General features: G+C 45.1%; 20 protein-coding genes. All 20 read right to left on the reverse strand.

The window, feature by feature from the left end:
• Positions 1-11: 11 nt before the first annotated feature.
• The 20 genes from IQP38_RS07130 to IQP38_RS07225 all read right to left on the reverse strand — a co-directional run bounded on the left by IQP38_RS07130 (position 12) and on the right by IQP38_RS07225 (position 17,099).
• Positions 12-1,178 carry a glutathionylspermidine synthase family protein gene (locus IQP38_RS07130; protein ID WP_193837453.1) on the reverse strand — a complete coding sequence of 389 codons (1,167 nt, stop codon included), beginning with the start codon at positions 1,176-1,178 and terminating at the stop codon, positions 12-14.
• 8 nt (positions 1,179-1,186) lie between these two features.
• Positions 1,187-1,756: a DUF1190 domain-containing protein gene (locus IQP38_RS07135; protein WP_193837454.1), complete on the reverse strand. Its 570-nt coding sequence runs from the start codon at positions 1,754-1,756 to the stop codon at positions 1,187-1,189.
• Positions 1,757-1,764: 8 nt separating this feature from the next.
• Positions 1,765-2,181, reverse strand: a complete 417-nt coding sequence (locus tag IQP38_RS07140; RefSeq protein ID WP_005378281.1) for a DUF350 domain-containing protein — start codon at positions 2,179-2,181, stop codon at positions 1,765-1,767.
• Positions 2,181-3,224 carry a potassium channel protein gene (locus tag IQP38_RS07145; protein ID WP_158173768.1) on the reverse strand — a complete coding sequence of 348 codons (1,044 nt, stop codon included), beginning with the start codon at positions 3,222-3,224 and terminating at the stop codon, positions 2,181-2,183. Before IQP38_RS07145 ends, IQP38_RS07140 begins: the two co-directional genes overlap by 1 nt.
• A gap of 118 nt (positions 3,225-3,342) precedes the next feature.
• A complete protein-coding gene (gene nadA, locus IQP38_RS07150; RefSeq protein WP_158173767.1) occupies positions 3,343-4,404 on the reverse strand; it encodes a quinolinate synthase NadA in 1,062 nt (353 codons plus the stop codon).
• A 251-nt stretch (positions 4,405-4,655) separates the two neighbouring features.
• Positions 4,656-5,408 (reverse strand): tol-pal system protein YbgF, encoded by a 753-nt coding sequence (gene ybgF, locus IQP38_RS07155; protein WP_064367995.1) that lies wholly within the window; start codon positions 5,406-5,408, stop codon positions 4,656-4,658.
• Between the two features lie 15 nt (positions 5,409-5,423).
• Complete coding sequence (pal, locus tag IQP38_RS07160; RefSeq protein ID WP_005378293.1) at positions 5,424-5,948, reverse strand: peptidoglycan-associated lipoprotein Pal; 525 nt, start codon at positions 5,946-5,948, stop codon at positions 5,424-5,426.
• A 30-nt stretch (positions 5,949-5,978) separates the two neighbouring features.
• Positions 5,979-7,331, reverse strand: a complete 1,353-nt coding sequence (tolB, locus tag IQP38_RS07165) for a Tol-Pal system beta propeller repeat protein TolB (protein ID WP_005387925.1) — start codon at positions 7,329-7,331, stop codon at positions 5,979-5,981.
• A 12-nt stretch (positions 7,332-7,343) separates the two neighbouring features.
• Positions 7,344-8,411, reverse strand: a complete 1,068-nt coding sequence (gene tolA / locus IQP38_RS07170; RefSeq protein ID WP_193837455.1) for a cell envelope integrity protein TolA — start codon at positions 8,409-8,411, stop codon at positions 7,344-7,346.
• A gap of 13 nt (positions 8,412-8,424) precedes the next feature.
• Positions 8,425-8,868, reverse strand: coding sequence for an ExbD/TolR family protein (locus IQP38_RS07175; protein ID WP_005378298.1), 444 nt, complete (start codon positions 8,866-8,868; stop codon positions 8,425-8,427).
• A gap of 3 nt (positions 8,869-8,871) precedes the next feature.
• On the reverse strand, positions 8,872-9,570 hold the full coding sequence (gene tolQ, locus IQP38_RS07180) for a protein TolQ (RefSeq protein WP_193837456.1): 699 nt from the start codon (positions 9,568-9,570) through the stop codon (positions 8,872-8,874).
• On the reverse strand, positions 9,560-9,979 hold the full coding sequence (gene ybgC / locus IQP38_RS07185; RefSeq protein WP_017820044.1) for a tol-pal system-associated acyl-CoA thioesterase: 420 nt from the start codon (positions 9,977-9,979) through the stop codon (positions 9,560-9,562). Before ybgC ends, tolQ begins: the two co-directional genes overlap by 11 nt.
• Before the next feature lie 172 nt (positions 9,980-10,151).
• Positions 10,152-10,454: a cyd operon protein YbgE gene (gene ybgE / locus IQP38_RS07190; protein WP_033905055.1), complete on the reverse strand. Its 303-nt coding sequence runs from the start codon at positions 10,452-10,454 to the stop codon at positions 10,152-10,154.
• On the reverse strand, positions 10,447-10,554 hold the full coding sequence (gene cydX / locus IQP38_RS07195) for a cytochrome bd-I oxidase subunit CydX (protein WP_000270284.1): 108 nt from the start codon (positions 10,552-10,554) through the stop codon (positions 10,447-10,449). Before cydX ends, ybgE begins: the two co-directional genes overlap by 8 nt.
• 12 nt (positions 10,555-10,566) lie before the next feature.
• A complete protein-coding gene (gene cydB / locus IQP38_RS07200; RefSeq protein ID WP_006742909.1) occupies positions 10,567-11,703 on the reverse strand; it encodes a cytochrome d ubiquinol oxidase subunit II in 1,137 nt (378 codons plus the stop codon).
• 17 nt (positions 11,704-11,720) lie between these two features.
• Positions 11,721-13,307, reverse strand: coding sequence for a cytochrome ubiquinol oxidase subunit I (gene cydA / locus IQP38_RS07205; RefSeq protein ID WP_005378311.1), 1,587 nt, complete (start codon positions 13,305-13,307; stop codon positions 11,721-11,723).
• Between the two features lie 461 nt (positions 13,308-13,768).
• Complete coding sequence (ruvB, locus tag IQP38_RS07210; RefSeq protein ID WP_005378312.1) at positions 13,769-14,773, reverse strand: Holliday junction branch migration DNA helicase RuvB; 1,005 nt, start codon at positions 14,771-14,773, stop codon at positions 13,769-13,771.
• Between the two features lie 286 nt (positions 14,774-15,059).
• Positions 15,060-15,671: a Holliday junction branch migration protein RuvA gene (ruvA, locus tag IQP38_RS07215; protein ID WP_017820041.1), complete on the reverse strand. Its 612-nt coding sequence runs from the start codon at positions 15,669-15,671 to the stop codon at positions 15,060-15,062.
• A 67-nt stretch (positions 15,672-15,738) separates the two neighbouring features.
• Positions 15,739-16,260 carry a crossover junction endodeoxyribonuclease RuvC gene (gene ruvC, locus IQP38_RS07220; RefSeq protein WP_005387909.1) on the reverse strand — a complete coding sequence of 174 codons (522 nt, stop codon included), beginning with the start codon at positions 16,258-16,260 and terminating at the stop codon, positions 15,739-15,741.
• 92 nt (positions 16,261-16,352) lie between these two features.
• A complete protein-coding gene (locus IQP38_RS07225) occupies positions 16,353-17,099 on the reverse strand; it encodes a YebC/PmpR family DNA-binding transcriptional regulator (RefSeq protein ID WP_005378402.1) in 747 nt (248 codons plus the stop codon).
• Positions 17,100-17,221: the final 122 nt, after the last annotated feature.

Below are 17,221 nucleotides of genomic sequence, written 5' to 3' on the forward strand. Positions count from 1 at the left end.
AGCTTTTTTGATCATGTTAAAATTACATGTGGAATATACCGCGCCATATCTTGAGTCACTAAGCTACTGTCTTCCCTAATCGAAATACCGGCAGCTCTATCATTGACCAACCAACTGCCAATTAACGTATGGTTTTGCCCAAACTTAGGTAGTGGATGGTATTGCTGGACGATATTGAATTTAGATTCATAAGGCCCTGACGTTTTAACAAAACGTTTTCCATCGATGACGATCTCGATGTTCGCGCCCTCTCGAGAAAATAGTGGCTTGATGACACAATCTCTCATAGTGTTCGCTTTTGAATCGTTAGCAAAATAAGCGGGCAAAAGGTTCGGGTGATTAGGAAAGCGCTCCCACAATAACGGTAAAAGTGCTTTATTGGATAGAATCGACTTCCACATCGGTTCTAACCAGTTTACGTTCGCAGTCGCTAAGTACTTCGCATATTCCTCTTCAAACATAAACTCCCAAGGGTAAAGCTTAAACATCCAACGAATCGCTCTGTCGTCAGCATCCACAAACAGACCATCTTCCGTCACTCCAATATCTTCGACATGCACGAATGCCGTTGCTAACCCTGCCTCTCGCGCGCAATCCTCTAAATACTGGACAGTCCCTTTATCTTCTTCAGTGTACTTGCAGCAGCTAAAGTGAAGTGTTTGTCCTGGTTGGTATTTTGCTATTTCGGCAAAGCGCTCGATCAAAAAGTCTTGAAGAATATTGAATTGATCCGCGCTCTGGTGAACTCGACCTTTATTTACAACATCTTCTAGCCACACCCACTGCCAAAAGCCAGTTTCAAACAAGCTGGTTGGCGTATCCGCATTGTTTTCCAGTAATTTTGCAGGCGAGGTCCCGTTGTACGCGAAATCCAGCCGCGAATAAAGCGAAGGTTCGCTTCGTCTCCATGAAGAAGCGACCTGCTCCCACATAGATTCAGGGATCGCACATTGCGTCAGCAACCGCTCACTCCGAACGACTTCATCCACAATAACCAGGCACATCTGATGCAGCTCTTCAGTGGGCGCTTCTATATCGCGCTCAATTTGCTCCAGCGTGAATTGATAGTAAGCACTCTCATCCCAATACGGTTGGTCATACATGGTATGGAAACCAAAACCAAACTGGCGTGCTAATTCACGCCAGTTTTCGCGCTCTTGTATTTCTCGTCGAAACATAGTTCTTTTTAACCGCCTCGACTGACCGACACCGCTTTACCAAACCCGCCTCGAGACATCGCCCTGCCAATGGTGCCGCCACCACTTTTATTAAGGCTATTCGTCGCAACTTTGGTCGGCTGATTTCGGTAGGAGCCAAAGAATTGCCCTGCTCCATTATAGAATTTGGATTTATAACGGTACATCGGCTCTGAGTAATAGCTCTTGTTATAACCTTTCAACCCGCTTAATGAGCGACTGTAAAAAAAACCGCCAAAGTTAGGTACATAAGCTCGGGAACTGGAACTGTAGTAACAATCATCCTCGTAGAAATCATTCTCGCATTCGAACTCGCTGCGGTAGCGAGGGGCATTTTGTTCGGCACGAGCTAAAGCTTCTTGGTATGCAATGTCACACTGTTCACTAAACTCAGGCGAGTTAGATTTACACTCATCGGCATCAGAAAAAATGTACCCTTCTGTTTTTGACTCGTACGTAGCAAAGAAGAAAATACCACCAAAGGCAGCAAAGGGAAGAATTTTCCCAAGCTTTAAGCTTTTGTCCATGGAAGAACGTTTAACGTTAGAACTCCGCTTCATCGTTCCTCCTAGTAGGTCATGCACGCGGCATTCAATACGCCAACCGAAACAGAAACTGCTGCTAATACGATACCGGCTGGCAGTTCATCTTTTTCGATACGCTCTGCCACTTTCGGAAGTAAAATAAAGCGTACAATTGCAAATGCGATAATTTGAGCAAGCATTGCAACAACGCCCCACACCATAAAATCGACGATATTGACCGAGTTTTTTGCCGCCCCCGAAATCGCGAGACAGTAACCAAGGAAAGCCCCACTTAGCGCAATCGCTGCTGCTGTATTTTGTTTTTCTTTAATCAGATGCCACTCATCGTATGGCGTCAACTTGACGTAGATGAACTTAAACGCCAATACAAAAATAATAGAAACAGAGAAATAGAGTAAAAAGTTTGGGAAGCCTGCTAACAGGCCGGCAATCATGTGCATTATTGTTCCTTGTTCATTTCTTTCCAGGCAAAATCTTCAATACGTTCATCTGCAATGTAAAACAGCTTGGTACTCGCGGGTACTTCAGCATCTAAATCTGGGTTGAGTTGAATACCATCGCCAATATCAAAAGCAATCAGCGTGGCATGATGGCGTCTTTTGAGAAAAACGAAGAGATTCTCAATAGTGGTGGCAGACTGACCCTCGGGATAAATAACTGAGTATTGCGTCATACCTCGTGTTGAAGCCAAAAGCTCCTGATGAAGCGCACTTGAGCCCGGGTCAACCGCCGCTTTTGCCAACATTTCTGCGCCAACAGCAGGTATGCATTCCGCTTTCGGGCAATGCTGACTTAGAAGTCGGCCTAGCGCTTCATCTTTAAAGTAAGCGACCAAATGAGCGGAAGGGTTTACAGATGCGCAGTATAGAGCGGCTGACAAGGTAATGTCGTCCGAGAGATTATCCACAATAATGCAAGCGGCTTCGGCAATATTGGCGTTTTTCATCTCTTGCGAATCGGTATAACTGGTCACTTTGATAAAACTGATTTCGCCAGGTAACGGGTTCTCTATTTCTGAACGGCTGCATAAAACAATCGGGCGCTTTCCCTCTTCTTCATGTTGTAACATGCGAATAAGGTGCATCGTTCTCGATCCATTCCAGCCCAACAATACAATATGGTTTTCCACTCTTACTCTCCGTTTTCCTAAAATACCCGCTCGCCAATAGTCCATCGCTGCTCCAGCGACACGCCCCAATAATGCGGCGAATAAGCTCAAACCGCCGGGGATTACAAATAGTACGACAACCCATTTACCCAAATCAGTTACAGGAGAATGGTCGCCATAACCCACCGTACTCGCCGTAACCATGAGGTAATAGATAAAGTTAGCGAAACTGTCTGTTAATGCGGTTTCACCAGCGAGAACCAGCAGCCACCATGAAAGGCTCACATATAAGCCACTAAAGATGAGAAGGCTTCGGTTGCTCAATTTAAGAAGGTGGGAACTAAGCCACTTTTTAACTACTAACCACACCGCCATAAATTTATGACCTCGATATTCATTGATTGCATCAATAGTAACTCATTGATAGTAAGACACAAAAAAACCAGCCATATTCGGCTGGTTTTTGAGATTTACTTTCAGTTACGCCTACTTTTTAAGCATTACCTTTCACTTGCATATTTAGCTGCTCAGCAAAACCTAGCATGCGGTTAAGCGGTATAAGGGATTTAACACGCAGTTCTTCGTCAACAAAAATCTCGTGCTCTTCACCACCTTCACTAAGCGCTTTCTCAATTGCTTTCAAACCGTTCATTGCCATCCAAGGACAGTGTGCACAGCTGCGACATGTTGCGCCTGCACCTGCGGTTGGCGCTTCGATAAGTTCTTTCTCTGGCACAAGTTGCTGCATTTTAAAGAAAATGCCTTTGTCTGTCGCAACGATCATTTGTTTGTGAGGAAGCTCTTTCGCTGCTTTGATCAGCTGACTCGTTGATCCAACGGCATCGGCAAGTTCTACGACGCTTGCTGGTGACTCAGGGTGAACCAAAATAGCCGCATCTGGATACACGCTCTTCATTTTTCGTAGCGCATCAGCAGAGAACTCATCATGAACCACACACTCACCCTGCCAAAGCAGCATATCTGCGCCAGTTTTGTTAGCGATGTACGATCCTAGGTGACGGTCTGGTCCCCAAATAATTGGCTTATCTTCAGCGTCTAAGTGTTCCACGATTTCAAGCGCAATACTCGATGTAACGACCCAGTCGGCACGGGCTTTAACCGCTGCTGAGGTGTTTGCGTAAACTACAACCGTATGATCAGGGTGAGCATCACAAAACTCGCTGAACTTATCCGCAGGACAGCCAAGGTCGAGCGAACATTCCGCTTCCAACGTTGGCATTAGAATGCGCTTTTCTGGTGTCAGAATTTTTGCCGACTCGCCCATAAAGCGAACACCACCAATAATCAATGTACTTGCAGGGTGACGATTACCAAACTTCGCCATTTCCAACGAGTCACCAACAAACCCGCCAGTGTCTTCAGCTAGGGCTTGAATCTCAGGGTCGGTATAATAGTGTGCGATAAGTACCGCATCTTTTTCTTTGAGTAACTTTTTAATACGCTCAATGTAAGATGCTTTTTCTTCTTCGCTTAATGGAACTGGTTTCGGTGGGAATGGGTAAACAGTGTCGATTTTATCTAATATATGGCTCATTGCTCTTGCTCTACGCAACTTCCTTTAATCCGAGTATTGTAACCTCGTTAATTTTCAAAAACCAACTTGTCGCGGGGATTTCTAGCGGTCTAGCCGTATATCTTTGTTACAGGTAGCATTTCCGAGTAGCGAAATTCGGTGCAACACAAGGTCAGAGGCTCTGCATCATTGCTATCGACTTAGCCGTTCTGCACCAACAAAAAATGGAAAAGAAAAAGGAAGCCGAGGCTTCCTTTTCAAAACATAACGTCTTACAGCTTAGAGCTGGCAAGTTTTGCAGATGCACTACCTGGGTATTCATCAACCACTTGTTGGTAGTACTTTTTCGCTTGAGCTGCATTGTTATTACGCTCAGCGATTTCGCCTAACTTAAGCAACGCATCGGCTCGCTTGTTGGAGTCTTTATAAGACACAACAGCGGCAAAACTTTTCACTGCATCCTCATCCTGCTTTTTAGCGAAGTACAACTGACCTAACCAGTAGTGAGAATTCGCTGAATATGTAGAATCAGGATAATCTTTCTGGAACTGCTGGAACGCTGCAATTGCACCAGTGTAATCACGCTTTTTGAGAATGAGGTCAACTGCATTCTGATATGCCGTTTGCTCATCAACATTTGGAGTGTACTGACCACCTGTTTTCACAGGTTGTGCTTCTTGTGCAGGTGCGGATTTTATCTCTCCACGAATACGATCCAGCTCGACAAACAACTCACGTTGACGTTGCAACATTTGTTTCATTTCGTAGCTATTTCGCTCTAATTGACCACGCAATTCACTGATCTCTTGTGACATTTGGTCAATTTGCTGTTGCATTTGGAGCTGAACGCGATTGCGATTTTGTAGCAAACGTTCTAGACGCTCTACTTCCGTTTCAGATGAACGGCTCTTAGAGACGGATGATGTGCTGTTGAGATCGGATACTGGAGCTGGTGCAGCGAACGCAAAGTTCGCTGCACTTGCCAGTAACGTAAGCGCAACAGCGCGCTTAGTGTTACTGAACATGAGGATTACCTCGAATTAGTATACTAGAACCGCGCGACGGTTCTTAGCGTAAACTTCATCTGATTGACCTAGAAGAAGTGGCTTCTCTTCACCGTAGCTAACGATTGAGATTTGGTCAGCTTGAACACCTAGTGCTTGTAGGTAGTTCGCTACTGCTTGTGCACGACGCTCACCTAGAGCAATGTTGTACTCAGGTGTACCGCGCTCATCAGCGTGACCTTCGATAGTTACGTTAAGTGCTGGGTTCTTGCTTAGGTAAGAAGCGTGAGCCGCTAGCATCTCTTCGTAATCTGCTGCAATTGTTGAGTTGTCAAAAGCAAAGTAGATTGTTTGAGTTTCACGTAGCGCTTGCTCTTTTAGCTCTTGCTCTGTCAACTGACCGCTTTGATCAATTGGCGTAGCTACTGTTGTTTCCACTGCGCCATTGTTGTTTGTTGCTGCACCAGTGTTAGAAGCAGCGTCGTCGCTTGAACTACACGCTGTAACAGCCATTACAGGAAGCGCGATTAGTAGCCCTTTTAGAACCTTGTTCAGTTGCATCTTATTTTCCTTTATTAATCAAACTTATTACTACAAAAACGGTGACCATGCAGGCGCTCGAACACGCCCATTTGTTGCCGGTAATCTAGCTTTGAATCGACCATCAATTGACACCATCGATAGTACGTTTTTCTTGTTGTAAATCGAGCTATACACAACCATGCCACCGTTTGGGGCAATACTAGGAGACTCATCAAGCAAGGTCTTAGTTAAGACTTGAAGAGCACCAGTTTCCAAATCTTGTTTCGCCAAATTAAATCCTGCGTTGCTGCGGTTCACCATAACTAGGAATCGCCCATCAGGAGTAATCTGACCACCCAAATTTTGGCTGCCTTGCCAAGTCAAACGGTCAATAGAACCGCTGCCCAAATTTACTTGATAAATCTGTGGTTTACCACCCCTATCCGATGTGAAAATCAACGATTTTCCATCCGGATGCCAGAACGGTTCCGTATTATTTGATCTGCCACGCGTAATTTGCGTCAGCTTACGAGTGTTAAGGTCAAACGTATAAACATGAAGCGAGCCTGTTTTAGAAAGAACAATCGCTAACTTATTGCCATCTGGCGAAAATCTTGGCGCACCATTGTGACGTGGGTATGAAGTAATTTTCTCACGTTCACCGGTGTAGATGTTCATGATGAAGATTTCTGCTTGGCCATTTTGGAAGCTAACATACGCAAGCTTTTTACCATCTGGTGACCACGCTGGTGACATTAATGGCTGCTTAGAACGTAAAACCAGACGCTCATTGTAGCCATCGTAATCAGCGACTCGAAGTTGGTAAGGGAAACGGTCTTTATCGTTCACTACCACATATGCGATACGAGTCATGAAAGCGCCACGGTCGCCAGTTAACTGTTCATACACCAAATCAGAGATACGGTGAGCGTACTCACGCATACGAGGCCCTTGAACAGTGGCTACTTTATTGAACAGCACATGATCTTTTGACAGAACCAATTCACCGTCACTACCAAGCGCCTTACTCTTCCCACCTGTTAACTGACCACGCACAATATCAACAAGTTGATAGTTGATAACGTAGTCACCTTGGTCGTTTTGCTTGATTGAACCAGTCAATAGCGCATCCACACCTAAATTGGTCCAAGCATCAAAATTAACTTCTGATTCACTGAACGGTGTTTGTGGCATTTTGCTCGTTGGAACTGGGCTGAATTTACCACTACGTTGTAAATCCGAGGCGATAACAGCAGAAACATCCGTTGGAAGCGCTTGTGTGCCCTCCCACTTAAACGGAACAACAGCAATTGGTCGTGCTGAATCAATACCATCGGTAATGACCAACTCTAATGCGGCATTCGCCACATTTGTCATACTGCTAAACAGTACAAACATTCCTAGTAAAAGGCGTCTAATCACGTCTTATTCCTTTTAGTCCAAAGCAACAGTTATGTTGATGTCTTTTAGTCTTTCATTGACCGCTGATTCTGAAGATTTAGGGAACGTCCCTACCTGAGCTATTGCTCGCTTCGCCGCAGCACACACTCGAGTATCGCCACTCAAAACGGTAACACCAGAGACCATCATATCAGTTCCTGTCGGAATCAATTTGATGTTTACCCTACACTCCTTTCCCAGCAAGTAGTCATCCTTAATCAGCTTTTGCTGAATATTTTGAGTATAGATGGATGACATACGAGAAAGTTCGTCGTCAATAAATTGATTGCGCGCAGCACTGTTTTTACTGACCTCATCCTCGAGACCCGCAAAAATATCATCTAACGCGGCTTCTTGAGCTTTACGCTCACGCTCGGCACGCTCAGCTGCTTCTCTCGCTTTACGCTCTCGCTCCGCTGCCTCTTTTGCCGCTTTCTCTTTTGCAATGCGCTCTTGTTCAGCTTTTTCAGCAGCTTCACGCTCACGACGTGCTTTTTCTTCCGCTTCTTTTGCTGCTTTTTCACGAGCCAAACGTTCTTGCTCAGCTTTTGCTATAGCCGCTTCTTTTGCTAAACGCTCCTGCTCAGCTTTACGCACGGCTTCTTCTTTTTCCTTGCGCTCTTTTTCTAGCTTAGCAGCTCGCTCTTTTTCTTTGCGAACACGTTCTTCTTCCTGCTTGCGCTCTTGCTCTTTTTTCTTACGTGCAGCTTCTGCTTCTCGCGCCGCTTGAGCATCTTTCGCTTGCTGCTCTTTCAACTTGCGAATTTGCTCTTCTTCAGCTTTGCGGTTTTTTTCTAGCTGCTCTGCTTCGCGTCTCAGTTTATCAAGACGCTCTTGTTCTTTTTTCGCTGCCTTTTCGCGTTGCTGGCGAATTTCTTCCGCTTGTTGCTGCACAAGTTTTGGATCGATGACAACAGCTTGAACCATTTGCCCTGTAGGCTCTGGTTTAGACATGTTGAAGTCCGTCCCCCAAAGCAGGGCTGCAACTAGAATTGCATGCAAACCAACCGATATTGCTATCGGTTTGGCGTATTGGTTGGGTTTCTTCTTGTGATCTTTCATAGATAATTGATGTCTATTCCCTGATATCGGTCATTAGACCTACCTTAGGGATACCAGCTCGACTTAGTTCATCTAGCAATAGAACAACATCGGCATATGGTGTTGCCGCGTCGCCACCTACCGCAACTGGTGAATCCGGCTTAACCTCTCGCTCCGCTTTCACTCGCACAATAACATCTTGCAACGACAAACCTCGCTGAACTTCTTCATCATTTACGCTTAGGCCTAAATTACCCTCGCTATCAATTTCGATGATAATAAAGCTACTGTCAGTCTCGCCAGCAAGGTCTTGCATAGATTCTGCGGTCGATGTTTTCGGAAGATCAACGTCGACGCCTTGAGTCACAAATGGAGCGGTCGCCATAAAAATGATCAACAGTACGAGCATTACGTCGATATACGGAACAACGTTGATCTCCGCTGTCATTTTTCGCTTTTTAGGTTGATAACCCGCCATGCTTTATTCCTTATCCGCGCTGTCTCGGCCAGCCATCGCTTGACGATGAAGGATGCTGTGGAATTCTTCAGAAAATGTTGCGTAAGTGTGCTCTAGTTTACTCACTTTATTGCTTAGACGGTTGTACGCCATTACTGCCGGAATAGCCGCAAATAGCCCCATCGCTGTCGCGATAAGTGCCTCGGCGATACCCGGTGCAACCATAGACAACGTAGCTTGCTTTACTTCACCCAGCGCAATAAAGGCGTGCATGATGCCCCAAACGGTACCAAATAGGCCGATATAAGGGCTTATAGAACCGACTGTTGCCAAAAACGGTAAGCTTGTTTCTAGCTCATCTACTTCACGAGAAACAGCAACGCGCATTGCGCGGCCAGTGCCTTCCATGATGTAAGCTGGTGAATTTGCGTTGCTCTTACGTAGGCGAGCAAACTCTGTAAAACCTGCGTAGAAGATTTCTTCTGTGCCTTCAATTTCGTCTTTACGCGCTTTTACTTTTTGGTAAAGCAGAGAAAGATCAGTACCCGACCAAAATTTGTCTTCAAACTGCTCTGCATTTTTTGATGCTTGAGAAAGCACTTTGCTGCGCTTGATGATCATTGCCCATGACACAATTGACATGCCAAGCAACGTCAGCATCACAAGCTTTACCAACAGACTGGCCTGAAGAAAGAGATCTAAAATGGAAATATCAGCAGTCACTATTTGTTAGCTCCGAATTTATAAAGGTTGGAATAGCTATTGGTTTCATTTTCTTATTATCGATACATGCTACCTTAACCGAGGCCTTGCACAATATCTTGCCTTGATCATTGACCAACTCTTGACAGAATTGCAGAGAAGCACGTTTTATTTCTGACACTCGGGTTACGACTGTCAGATGCTCGTCCAGCCTAGCCCCTTGGTTGAAATCGATATCCATGTGTCGGACAACAAAGCCGATATTTTGTTCCAGTAACACATGTTGAGAAATGCCTTTAGCACGTAACATCTCTGTCCGTGCGCGCTCAAAGAATTTTAGATAATTAGAATGATATACAACACCGCCCGCATCAGTGTCTTCATAGTACACGGTGATCGGCCAGTGAAAGAGATTTGATGTGCCTTGCAAGGGAGTACCAATATATTCAATTCTTTAAAGTAATTACTATAACTGAAGCGACAGCAATTGGTACCGAGCTAAGGAAATATTTTTGAAATTTGTAGAAAAAATAAAAGCTAGGCGAGATACCTAGCTTTTATTCGATGATTTAGTAACCGACTTTATTACAGCATATTTCAGCCTAAATGAAATAAAGTGCCGTTAGATAAATTAAGATAGCTAACGAGAAATAAGGACTAAACAAAACTTGCCAGTACCAGTTTCTTGGCTTGAAGCCCACCCCATACACCATGCTTGAACATACAGACCAAATCAGTGCTGGTGCGATGATTGAGTTAAAACCACCAATTGCTTGATGGTAAGCTTCAGGGTCCCACATCACCAATCCTATGTGCATAAAGCCAAGGATGAGAGATAAGACTCGTAGCAGAGTCTTATCCATTGGTGCGTGAAGTTTCGCTACCTTATCAGCGAGGTTACTCACTGTCTTTATCCATCATTTCTGAGTGCTCTAGCCAAAGAGCGTTGATGATACCGAATGCACAAGCAAGTAGTACACCTAGAATCCATGCGAAATACCACATAGTAAATGCTCCTTAGTAAAGTGAGTTTTTGTTGTCTTCAATGTACTGGTCATCAAGGCGACCAAACATCTTGTAGTAAGTCCAAGATGTGTAACCAAGGATGATTGGCACCATAACAAACGCAACGCCTGTCATTAGGTTCAGAGTCAGCTCAGATGACGTTGCATCCCACATTGTTAAGCTGTGGCTTGGCATTAAGTCTGAAGGCATGATGAATGGGAACATCGCAAAACCTGCAGTAAAGATAACACCAGCAACACCCAAGCTTGAAGTAATGAACGAAATCGCACATTTTTCAAGACGAGATGCCAATACAGCGAGAAGCGGCATTGCAACACCTAATACAGGAGCAGCCCATAGTAGTGGGTAGTTTTCAAAGTTCTTCATCCACGCACCAGCTTCACGGATAACCTCTTTGTTTAGAGGGTTAGAAGCAGCGTTAGTGTCGATACCGCCAACAATGACGTAGCCATCGATATTTTGGATCCAGAAACCAGCCGCTACAAACGCAGCAACCGTCAGTAAACCAGCCAACTGAGCAACGTTGCGCGCACGCACATGCACTTCGCCTGTTGTTTTCATTTGTAGCCAAGTAGAACCTTGCATCAAAATCATGAACAAGCTTACTAGACCACACAACAGTGCAAATGGGTTTAGTAGACCAAAGAATGAGCCATGGTATGTTGGCATCAAGAACTCACTCAATTGGAACGGTACACCTTGTAGAAGGTTACCAAACGCCACACCAAAGATGATTGGCGGAACAAAACCACTGATTGAGATACAGATATCCCAGGTATTGCGCCATTTTGGATCTTCGATTTTAGAGCGGTAGTCTAGGCCCAGAGGACGAAGCCATAGCGCTGCTAGTGTCAAAATCATCGCTAAGTAAAAGCCTGAAAATGACGTTGCGTAAACCAAAGGCCAAGCTGCGAACAGTGCACCACCAGCAGTGATAAGCCAAACTTGGTTACCATCCCAGTGAGGAGCAATTGAGTTAATCATGACACGGCGTTGCGTGTCGTTTTTACCGATAATAGGTACAAGCGCGCCTACACCCATATCGAAGCCGTCTGTTACTGCAAAACCAACTAGTAGAACACCGATTAGTACCCACCAGATGAGTCGCAAGATTTCGTAATCAAACATCTTGTTATCTCCTTACCTTACGCTTCTACTTGGCGACTAACTTTGTCTTCAACAGAGTCAGCATTTTGCTCGAAGTGGTAGCGACCCGTTTTCAGGCTACTTGGGCCTTTACGAGCGAATTTCAACATTAGGTAAACTTCTGCAATCAGGAATACCGTGTATAGCGCCAGAATTGCGAAGAGTGAAGTCCAGATTTCACCTGCAGTTAGCGCAGAAGCTGCAACATGCACTGGTAGAATTTCACCTACAGCCCAAGGCTGACGGCCGTACTCAGCGACGAACCAACCCGCTTCAATTGCAATCCAAGGTAGTGGAATGCTAAATAGTGCAGCTTTTAGAATCCATTGTTTCTGTTCAATCTTCTGACGACACGTTTGGATAAACGCCGCACCAAAGACAAACAACATGATGAAGCCACAAGCAACCATGATACGGAATGACCAGAATAGCGGCCATACTGTTGGGATTGAGTCGTCCGCAGCAGCTTGGATTTGCTCTTCTGTTGCATCAACAACATTGTCTGTGTAGCGCTTTAGAAGTAGACCGTAACCTAGGTCACCTTTCACTTCATCAAACGCAGTCATGTTTTCTTCTGACTTGTCGCCCGCACGAAGCTTCTCTAGAAGTTCATAAGCGTACATGCCGTCACGAATACGATCGACGTGTTCATCACGTAAATCACGAAGACCTGTTACTTGCTCATCAAAAGAGCGTGTCGCGATAATACCCATTACGTAAGGGATCTTAATTGCGTAATCGGTATGCATCGTTTCCTGGTTAGGAACACCAAATAACGTAAATGCGGCAGGTGCAGGTTCAGTGTGCCACTCTGCTTCAATTGCAGCGAGTTTCACTTTTTGAACTTCACCAAGCTCGTAGCCAGATTCGTCACCAAGAACGATGGTAGATAAGATAGCTGCAATACCGAAAGAAGCAGCAATAGCAAACGAACGACGAGCAAACGCAATGTCACGACCTTTTAATAGGTAGTATGAACTGATGCCTAGAATAAACATTGCGCCACAAGTGTAACCAGAAGCAACCGTATGCACGAACTTAACCTGAGCAACTGGGTTTAGTACAACCTCAGAGAAGCTCACCATTTCCATTCGCATGGTTTCGAAGTTGAAATCTGCGCCTACTGGGTTTTGCATCCAGCCGTTTGCGATAAGAATCCAAAGAGCAGAGAAGTTAGAGCCTAGTGCCACAAGCCAGGTAACCGCTAAGTGTTGGCGTTTAGATAGACGATCCCACCCGAAGAAGAATAGACCAACAAAAGTTGACTCCAGGAAGAATGCGACAAGTGCTTCGATCGCTAGCGGTGCACCGAAGATATCACCTACATAGTGGGAGTAGTAAGACCAGTTCGTACCAAACTGGAACTCCATGGTAAGGCCTGTCGCCACACCAAGTGCAAAGTTAATACCGAATAGCTTACCCCAGAACTTGGTCATGTCCTTATAGATTTGCTTGTTCGTCATTACGTACATCGATTCCATAATGGCCAGAAGGAAGGCCATACCAAGGGTCAATGGTACGAATAGGAAGTGATACATCGCTGTCAGTGCAAACTGCAACCGCGATAGATCAACTACGTCAATCATGGTAACTCCTATGTGTCGGCTGAATGACACTCTCTACATATTGCAATCCATATTCAGGTGTTATTTACACTTGAAAAATGTTGAATTATCACAACTCATTGTTGCAAAAATGTGCTTCATTGGTTAGTTAATTGTTAAGCATCAGCTAATATAGCTGGGGCTAATATTACTTGTAAAAACAGATTGTTTCAAAAGGTTTATAGCCGTAACGCGCTTTGATATACATCAATGTTTATGCGCGGAATTTGCACAAAAATCCATCACATTGATCTAGATCAACCAGTATTGGATACGGATGTTAAGAGAGAGTAATCAGGAGAGAAATTAACCAGTTGCAAGCAAACATCGAGTTAACAATCAATGCTTTTTACTTACTAAACCAGTATGAGAAAAAATTCAAAAAATGTGAGTTTGGTCAACTTTAATGAAGCGCTGGGCAACAACGGCCCAGCGAGGGAATCTTATTTTTCAATTCCGAAATGCAAATACGCACGATCTGTCGCGATTCTTCCACGCGGAGTGCGTTGTAAATAACCTTGCTGAATAAGATAAGGTTCAAGAACGTCTTCAATAGTGTCCTTTTCTTCACCTATCGCCGCTGCCATGTTGTCGAGCCCGACCGGACCACCACCAAATTTTTCCATAATCGCGAGTAGTAGCTTACGGTCCATGTAATCGAAGCCTTCGGCGTCCACATCAAGCATATTCAACGCCTTATCGGCAACATCGGCACAAATGTGACCATTGCCTTTTACTTCCGCATAATCACGAACACGACGTAGCAAACGGTTAGCAATACGTGGTGTGCCACGCGCACGTCTTGCCACTTCCAATGCACCTTCAGGTTCCATTGATAAACCTAAACAATCCGCGCTTCGCTGCACGATATCTTGGAGGTCTTTTATCTTATAAAACTCAAGGCGCTGAGTAATACCAAAGCGGTCGCGCAATGGTGACGTTAAAGAGCCCGCTCGGGTCGTCGCACCAATTAACGTAAATGGTGGTAAATCGATCTTAATAGAACGAGCGGCCGGACCTTCACCGATCATAATATCCAGTTGATAATCTTCCATCGCCGGATACAGCACCTCTTCAACCATCGGGCTCAAGCGGTGAATCTCATCGATGAACAACACATCGTTTTCTTCGAGGTTGGTTAACAGCGCGGCCAAATCGCCTGCTTTCTCAAGTACAGGGCCTGAAGTAGTGCGAATGTTCACTTCCATTTCATTGGCAACGATGTTCGCAAGTGTGGTTTTACCCAAACCTGGGGGACCAAAAATCAAAAGGTGATCAAGTGCTTCGCTACGTAACTGAGCAGCTTTAATGAAGATCTCCATTTGGTCACGGACATGGTCCTGACCTTGGTAATCCGCTAATTTTTTTGGCCGAATAGCACGATCAATGACATCTTCATCACGAAAGGCAGGGTTTTCTGGCGCGATTAAACGATCGGCTTCAATCATCTTTTTACCTTGAAAAATGGTTACCTGAGAGAATAATGCCGCTCGTTTAACAGCAAGTGGCATATTTCTATATCTCGTCATCCTGTACAGCGACGAAGGAGCGTGATACAGGATCTTCTATCCGAGCGATTTATGGTCAAATTGTTTCATTAACCGCTCAGCGTGCTGCTATTAGATTCCCAGTCTCGCCAGGCTCGCTGGAATGACACAAAAAACATCGTTAAGCGATTGGCATTAACCTTAGAGAATGAGTTATCTTGAACAAATGTTCACTGTGCAACCAGCGTTACACCATTGATTTTAGAGCTTCACGGATCATTTGCTCACTGCTCATGTCCGGTTTAGCGATCTGAGATACCACTTTCGACGCTTGAGTCGGCTTGTAACCTAGAGCTAGAAGCGCACTGATTGCTTCTTCTTCCGCGTTGTTGGATGTCGCACTAGAATCCGCAGGAGCAGCATCCGTAAATGGTGTAAATAGATCGCCAGCGCCCCACCCTTTCAAGCGGTCTTTCATTTCAACAACCAATCTCTCTGCGGTTTTCTTGCCAACGCCTGGAAGCTTAACCAGCGTAGAAACGTCTTCATGTTCCACACAAGTAACAAATTGCGTTGCTGTCATACCAGAGAGAATACCAAGACCGAGTTTAGGACCAACGCCATTGGCTTTGATCACTTCACGGAAAAGTGCTCGTTCTTTTACCGTGTTGAAACCGTATAGCAATTGCGCATCTTCACGGACAACAAAGTGAGTATAAATAATGGCTTCTTCGCCAACATTTGGCAGTTCGTAAAAACAGCTCATTGGCATCTGGACTTCATAGCCAATGCCATTAACTTCAATTAATACTTCAGGTGGTTGCTTTTCAATCAGTATGCCACGAAGACGTCCAATCACTATAAATACTCTTTGGAAATGAATTTGCGACAGGATAATAAAGAACTGGATAGACATCCAGTTAATTTTAACGGTAGCGCCCTTTTCTGGCACTGGTTGCTTTGCCCGCTAACGCAACGAGAGTCTTGTTAGTATTGGCATGACAAATCGCCACACCTAAAGCATCGGCTGCATCCGCTTGAGGCTTGGCGGGCAATTTAAGCATCTGCTGAACCATATGCTGAACTTGCGCTTTGTCCGCGCCACCAGTGCCGACGACAGCTTGCTTAATAAGACGAGCCGCGTATTCAAATACCGGCAACTCCGCATTCACCGCAGCAACAATTGCACTGCCACGAGCTTGGCCAAGTTTTAGCGCTGAATCCGCGTTTTTGGCCATAAACACTTGCTCGATCGCGAAAACGTCCGGTTGAAACTGGGTAATGATTTCCGTGACGCCTGCATAAATCTGTTTAAGCCGACCCGGAAGTTCTTTTTCTGAAGTACGAATGCAGCCACTACCAAGGTATTGCAAGTGGCGTCCATTTTGACGAATGACCCCATAGCCGGTAATGCGCGAACCTGGGTCAATGCCCAAAATAATTGACATGAATGTTCCTAAAAATGAGGCCTAATTCGGCCTCAGTCTTTTTATTATTACTTGCTAACTTCGGAGCAAATACCGCTCCCGACACCTTGAGTTTAATCTAGCGTAGCAGCAACGTCGTCAGAGATATCACCATTGTGATAAACCTCTTGAACGTCGTCCAGATCTTCCAAAGCGTCAATCAAACGAAGTAGTTTTGGCGCAGTGTCCGCGTCCAAATCTGCTTTCGTAGATGGGATCAGAGACACCTCAGCGTTCTCTGCCTCAAACCCTGCGGCATCAAGAGCATCTTTTACGAGTCCAAAATCGCCTGGGGCCGTGTAGACATCAATCGAGCCATCTTCTGCCGTTTCAATGTCATCAGCACCACTTTCTAATGCTACTTCCATTACCGCATCCTCATCTAAACCTGGGCCATATGAAATCACGCCTTTCTTGTCGAAAAGATAGTTGACGCTACCATCCGTCCCCAGATTACCGCCTGACTTTGAGAATGCATGGCGTACGCCAGATACCGTACGATTTCGGTTATCCGTCATACATTCGACCATGACCGCCGTACCACCTGGACCATAACCTTCATAGATCACGGTTTCCATGTTGTCGTCGCCTTCACCACCAGCACCTCGGCTGACAGCGCGATTGACAGTGTCACGTGTCATGTTGTTAGACAGTGCTTTATCAATTGCGGCTCGCAAACGTGGGTTATTTTCTGGCTCACCGCCCCCCTCTTTTGCCGCAACAACGATTTCACGGATTAATTTAGTAAAGATTTTGCCGCGCTTCGCATCTTGCGCTGCTTTACGGTGACGAATATTCGCCCATTTACTATGACCAGCCATAATTCACCTTTTAATGTATTTTGACGCTTAATAACAAAACATGTTCTAAAAGCGTTGCTTGGGAAATTGCTTTGGAAGTTTCTTGGGTTTATTTAAACAAAAACTCCCGCAGTTGCGGGAGT

The sequence above is a fragment of the Vibrio sp. OPT41 genome (assembly GCF_015163595.1).
GTDB lineage: Bacteria > Pseudomonadota > Gammaproteobacteria > Enterobacterales > Vibrionaceae > Vibrio > Vibrio alginolyticus.

What these genes read in the sequence shown, in the direction of transcription:
- IQP38_RS07130 (WP_193837453.1), bottom strand. Translation starts at nt 1,178, where the DNA reads ATGTTTCGACGAGAAATACAAGAGCGCGAAAACTGGCGTGAATTAGCA.
- IQP38_RS07135 (WP_193837454.1), bottom strand. Translation starts at nt 1,756, where the DNA reads ATGAAGCGGAGTTCTAACGTTAAACGTTCTTCCATGGACAAAAGCTTA.
- IQP38_RS07140 (WP_005378281.1), bottom strand. Translation starts at nt 2,181, where the DNA reads ATGCACATGATTGCCGGCCTGTTAGCAGGCTTCCCAAACTTTTTACTC.
- IQP38_RS07145 (WP_158173768.1), bottom strand. Translation starts at nt 3,224, where the DNA reads ATGGCGGTGTGGTTAGTAGTTAAAAAGTGGCTTAGTTCCCACCTTCTT.
- nadA (WP_158173767.1), bottom strand. Translation starts at nt 4,404, where the DNA reads ATGAGCCATATATTAGATAAAATCGACACTGTTTACCCATTCCCACCG.
- ybgF (WP_064367995.1), bottom strand. Translation starts at nt 5,408, where the DNA reads ATGTTCAGTAACACTAAGCGCGCTGTTGCGCTTACGTTACTGGCAAGT.
- pal (WP_005378293.1), bottom strand. Translation starts at nt 5,948, where the DNA reads ATGCAACTGAACAAGGTTCTAAAAGGGCTACTAATCGCGCTTCCTGTA.
- tolA (WP_193837455.1), bottom strand. Translation starts at nt 8,411, where the DNA reads ATGAAAGATCACAAGAAGAAACCCAACCAATACGCCAAACCGATAGCA.
- IQP38_RS07175 (WP_005378298.1), bottom strand. Translation starts at nt 8,868, where the DNA reads ATGGCGGGTTATCAACCTAAAAAGCGAAAAATGACAGCGGAGATCAAC.
- cydX (WP_000270284.1), bottom strand. Translation starts at nt 10,554, where the DNA reads ATGTGGTATTTCGCATGGATTCTAGGTGTACTACTTGCTTGTGCATTC.
- cydB (WP_006742909.1), bottom strand. Translation starts at nt 11,703, where the DNA reads ATGTTTGATTACGAAATCTTGCGACTCATCTGGTGGGTACTAATCGGT.
- cydA (WP_005378311.1), bottom strand. Translation starts at nt 13,307, where the DNA reads ATGATTGACGTAGTTGATCTATCGCGGTTGCAGTTTGCACTGACAGCG.
- ruvB (WP_005378312.1), bottom strand. Translation starts at nt 14,773, where the DNA reads ATGATTGAAGCCGATCGTTTAATCGCGCCAGAAAACCCTGCCTTTCGT.
- ruvC (WP_005387909.1), bottom strand. Translation starts at nt 16,260, where the DNA reads ATGTCAATTATTTTGGGCATTGACCCAGGTTCGCGCATTACCGGCTAT.
- IQP38_RS07225 (WP_005378402.1), bottom strand. Translation starts at nt 17,099, where the DNA reads ATGGCTGGTCATAGTAAATGGGCGAATATTCGTCACCGTAAAGCAGCG.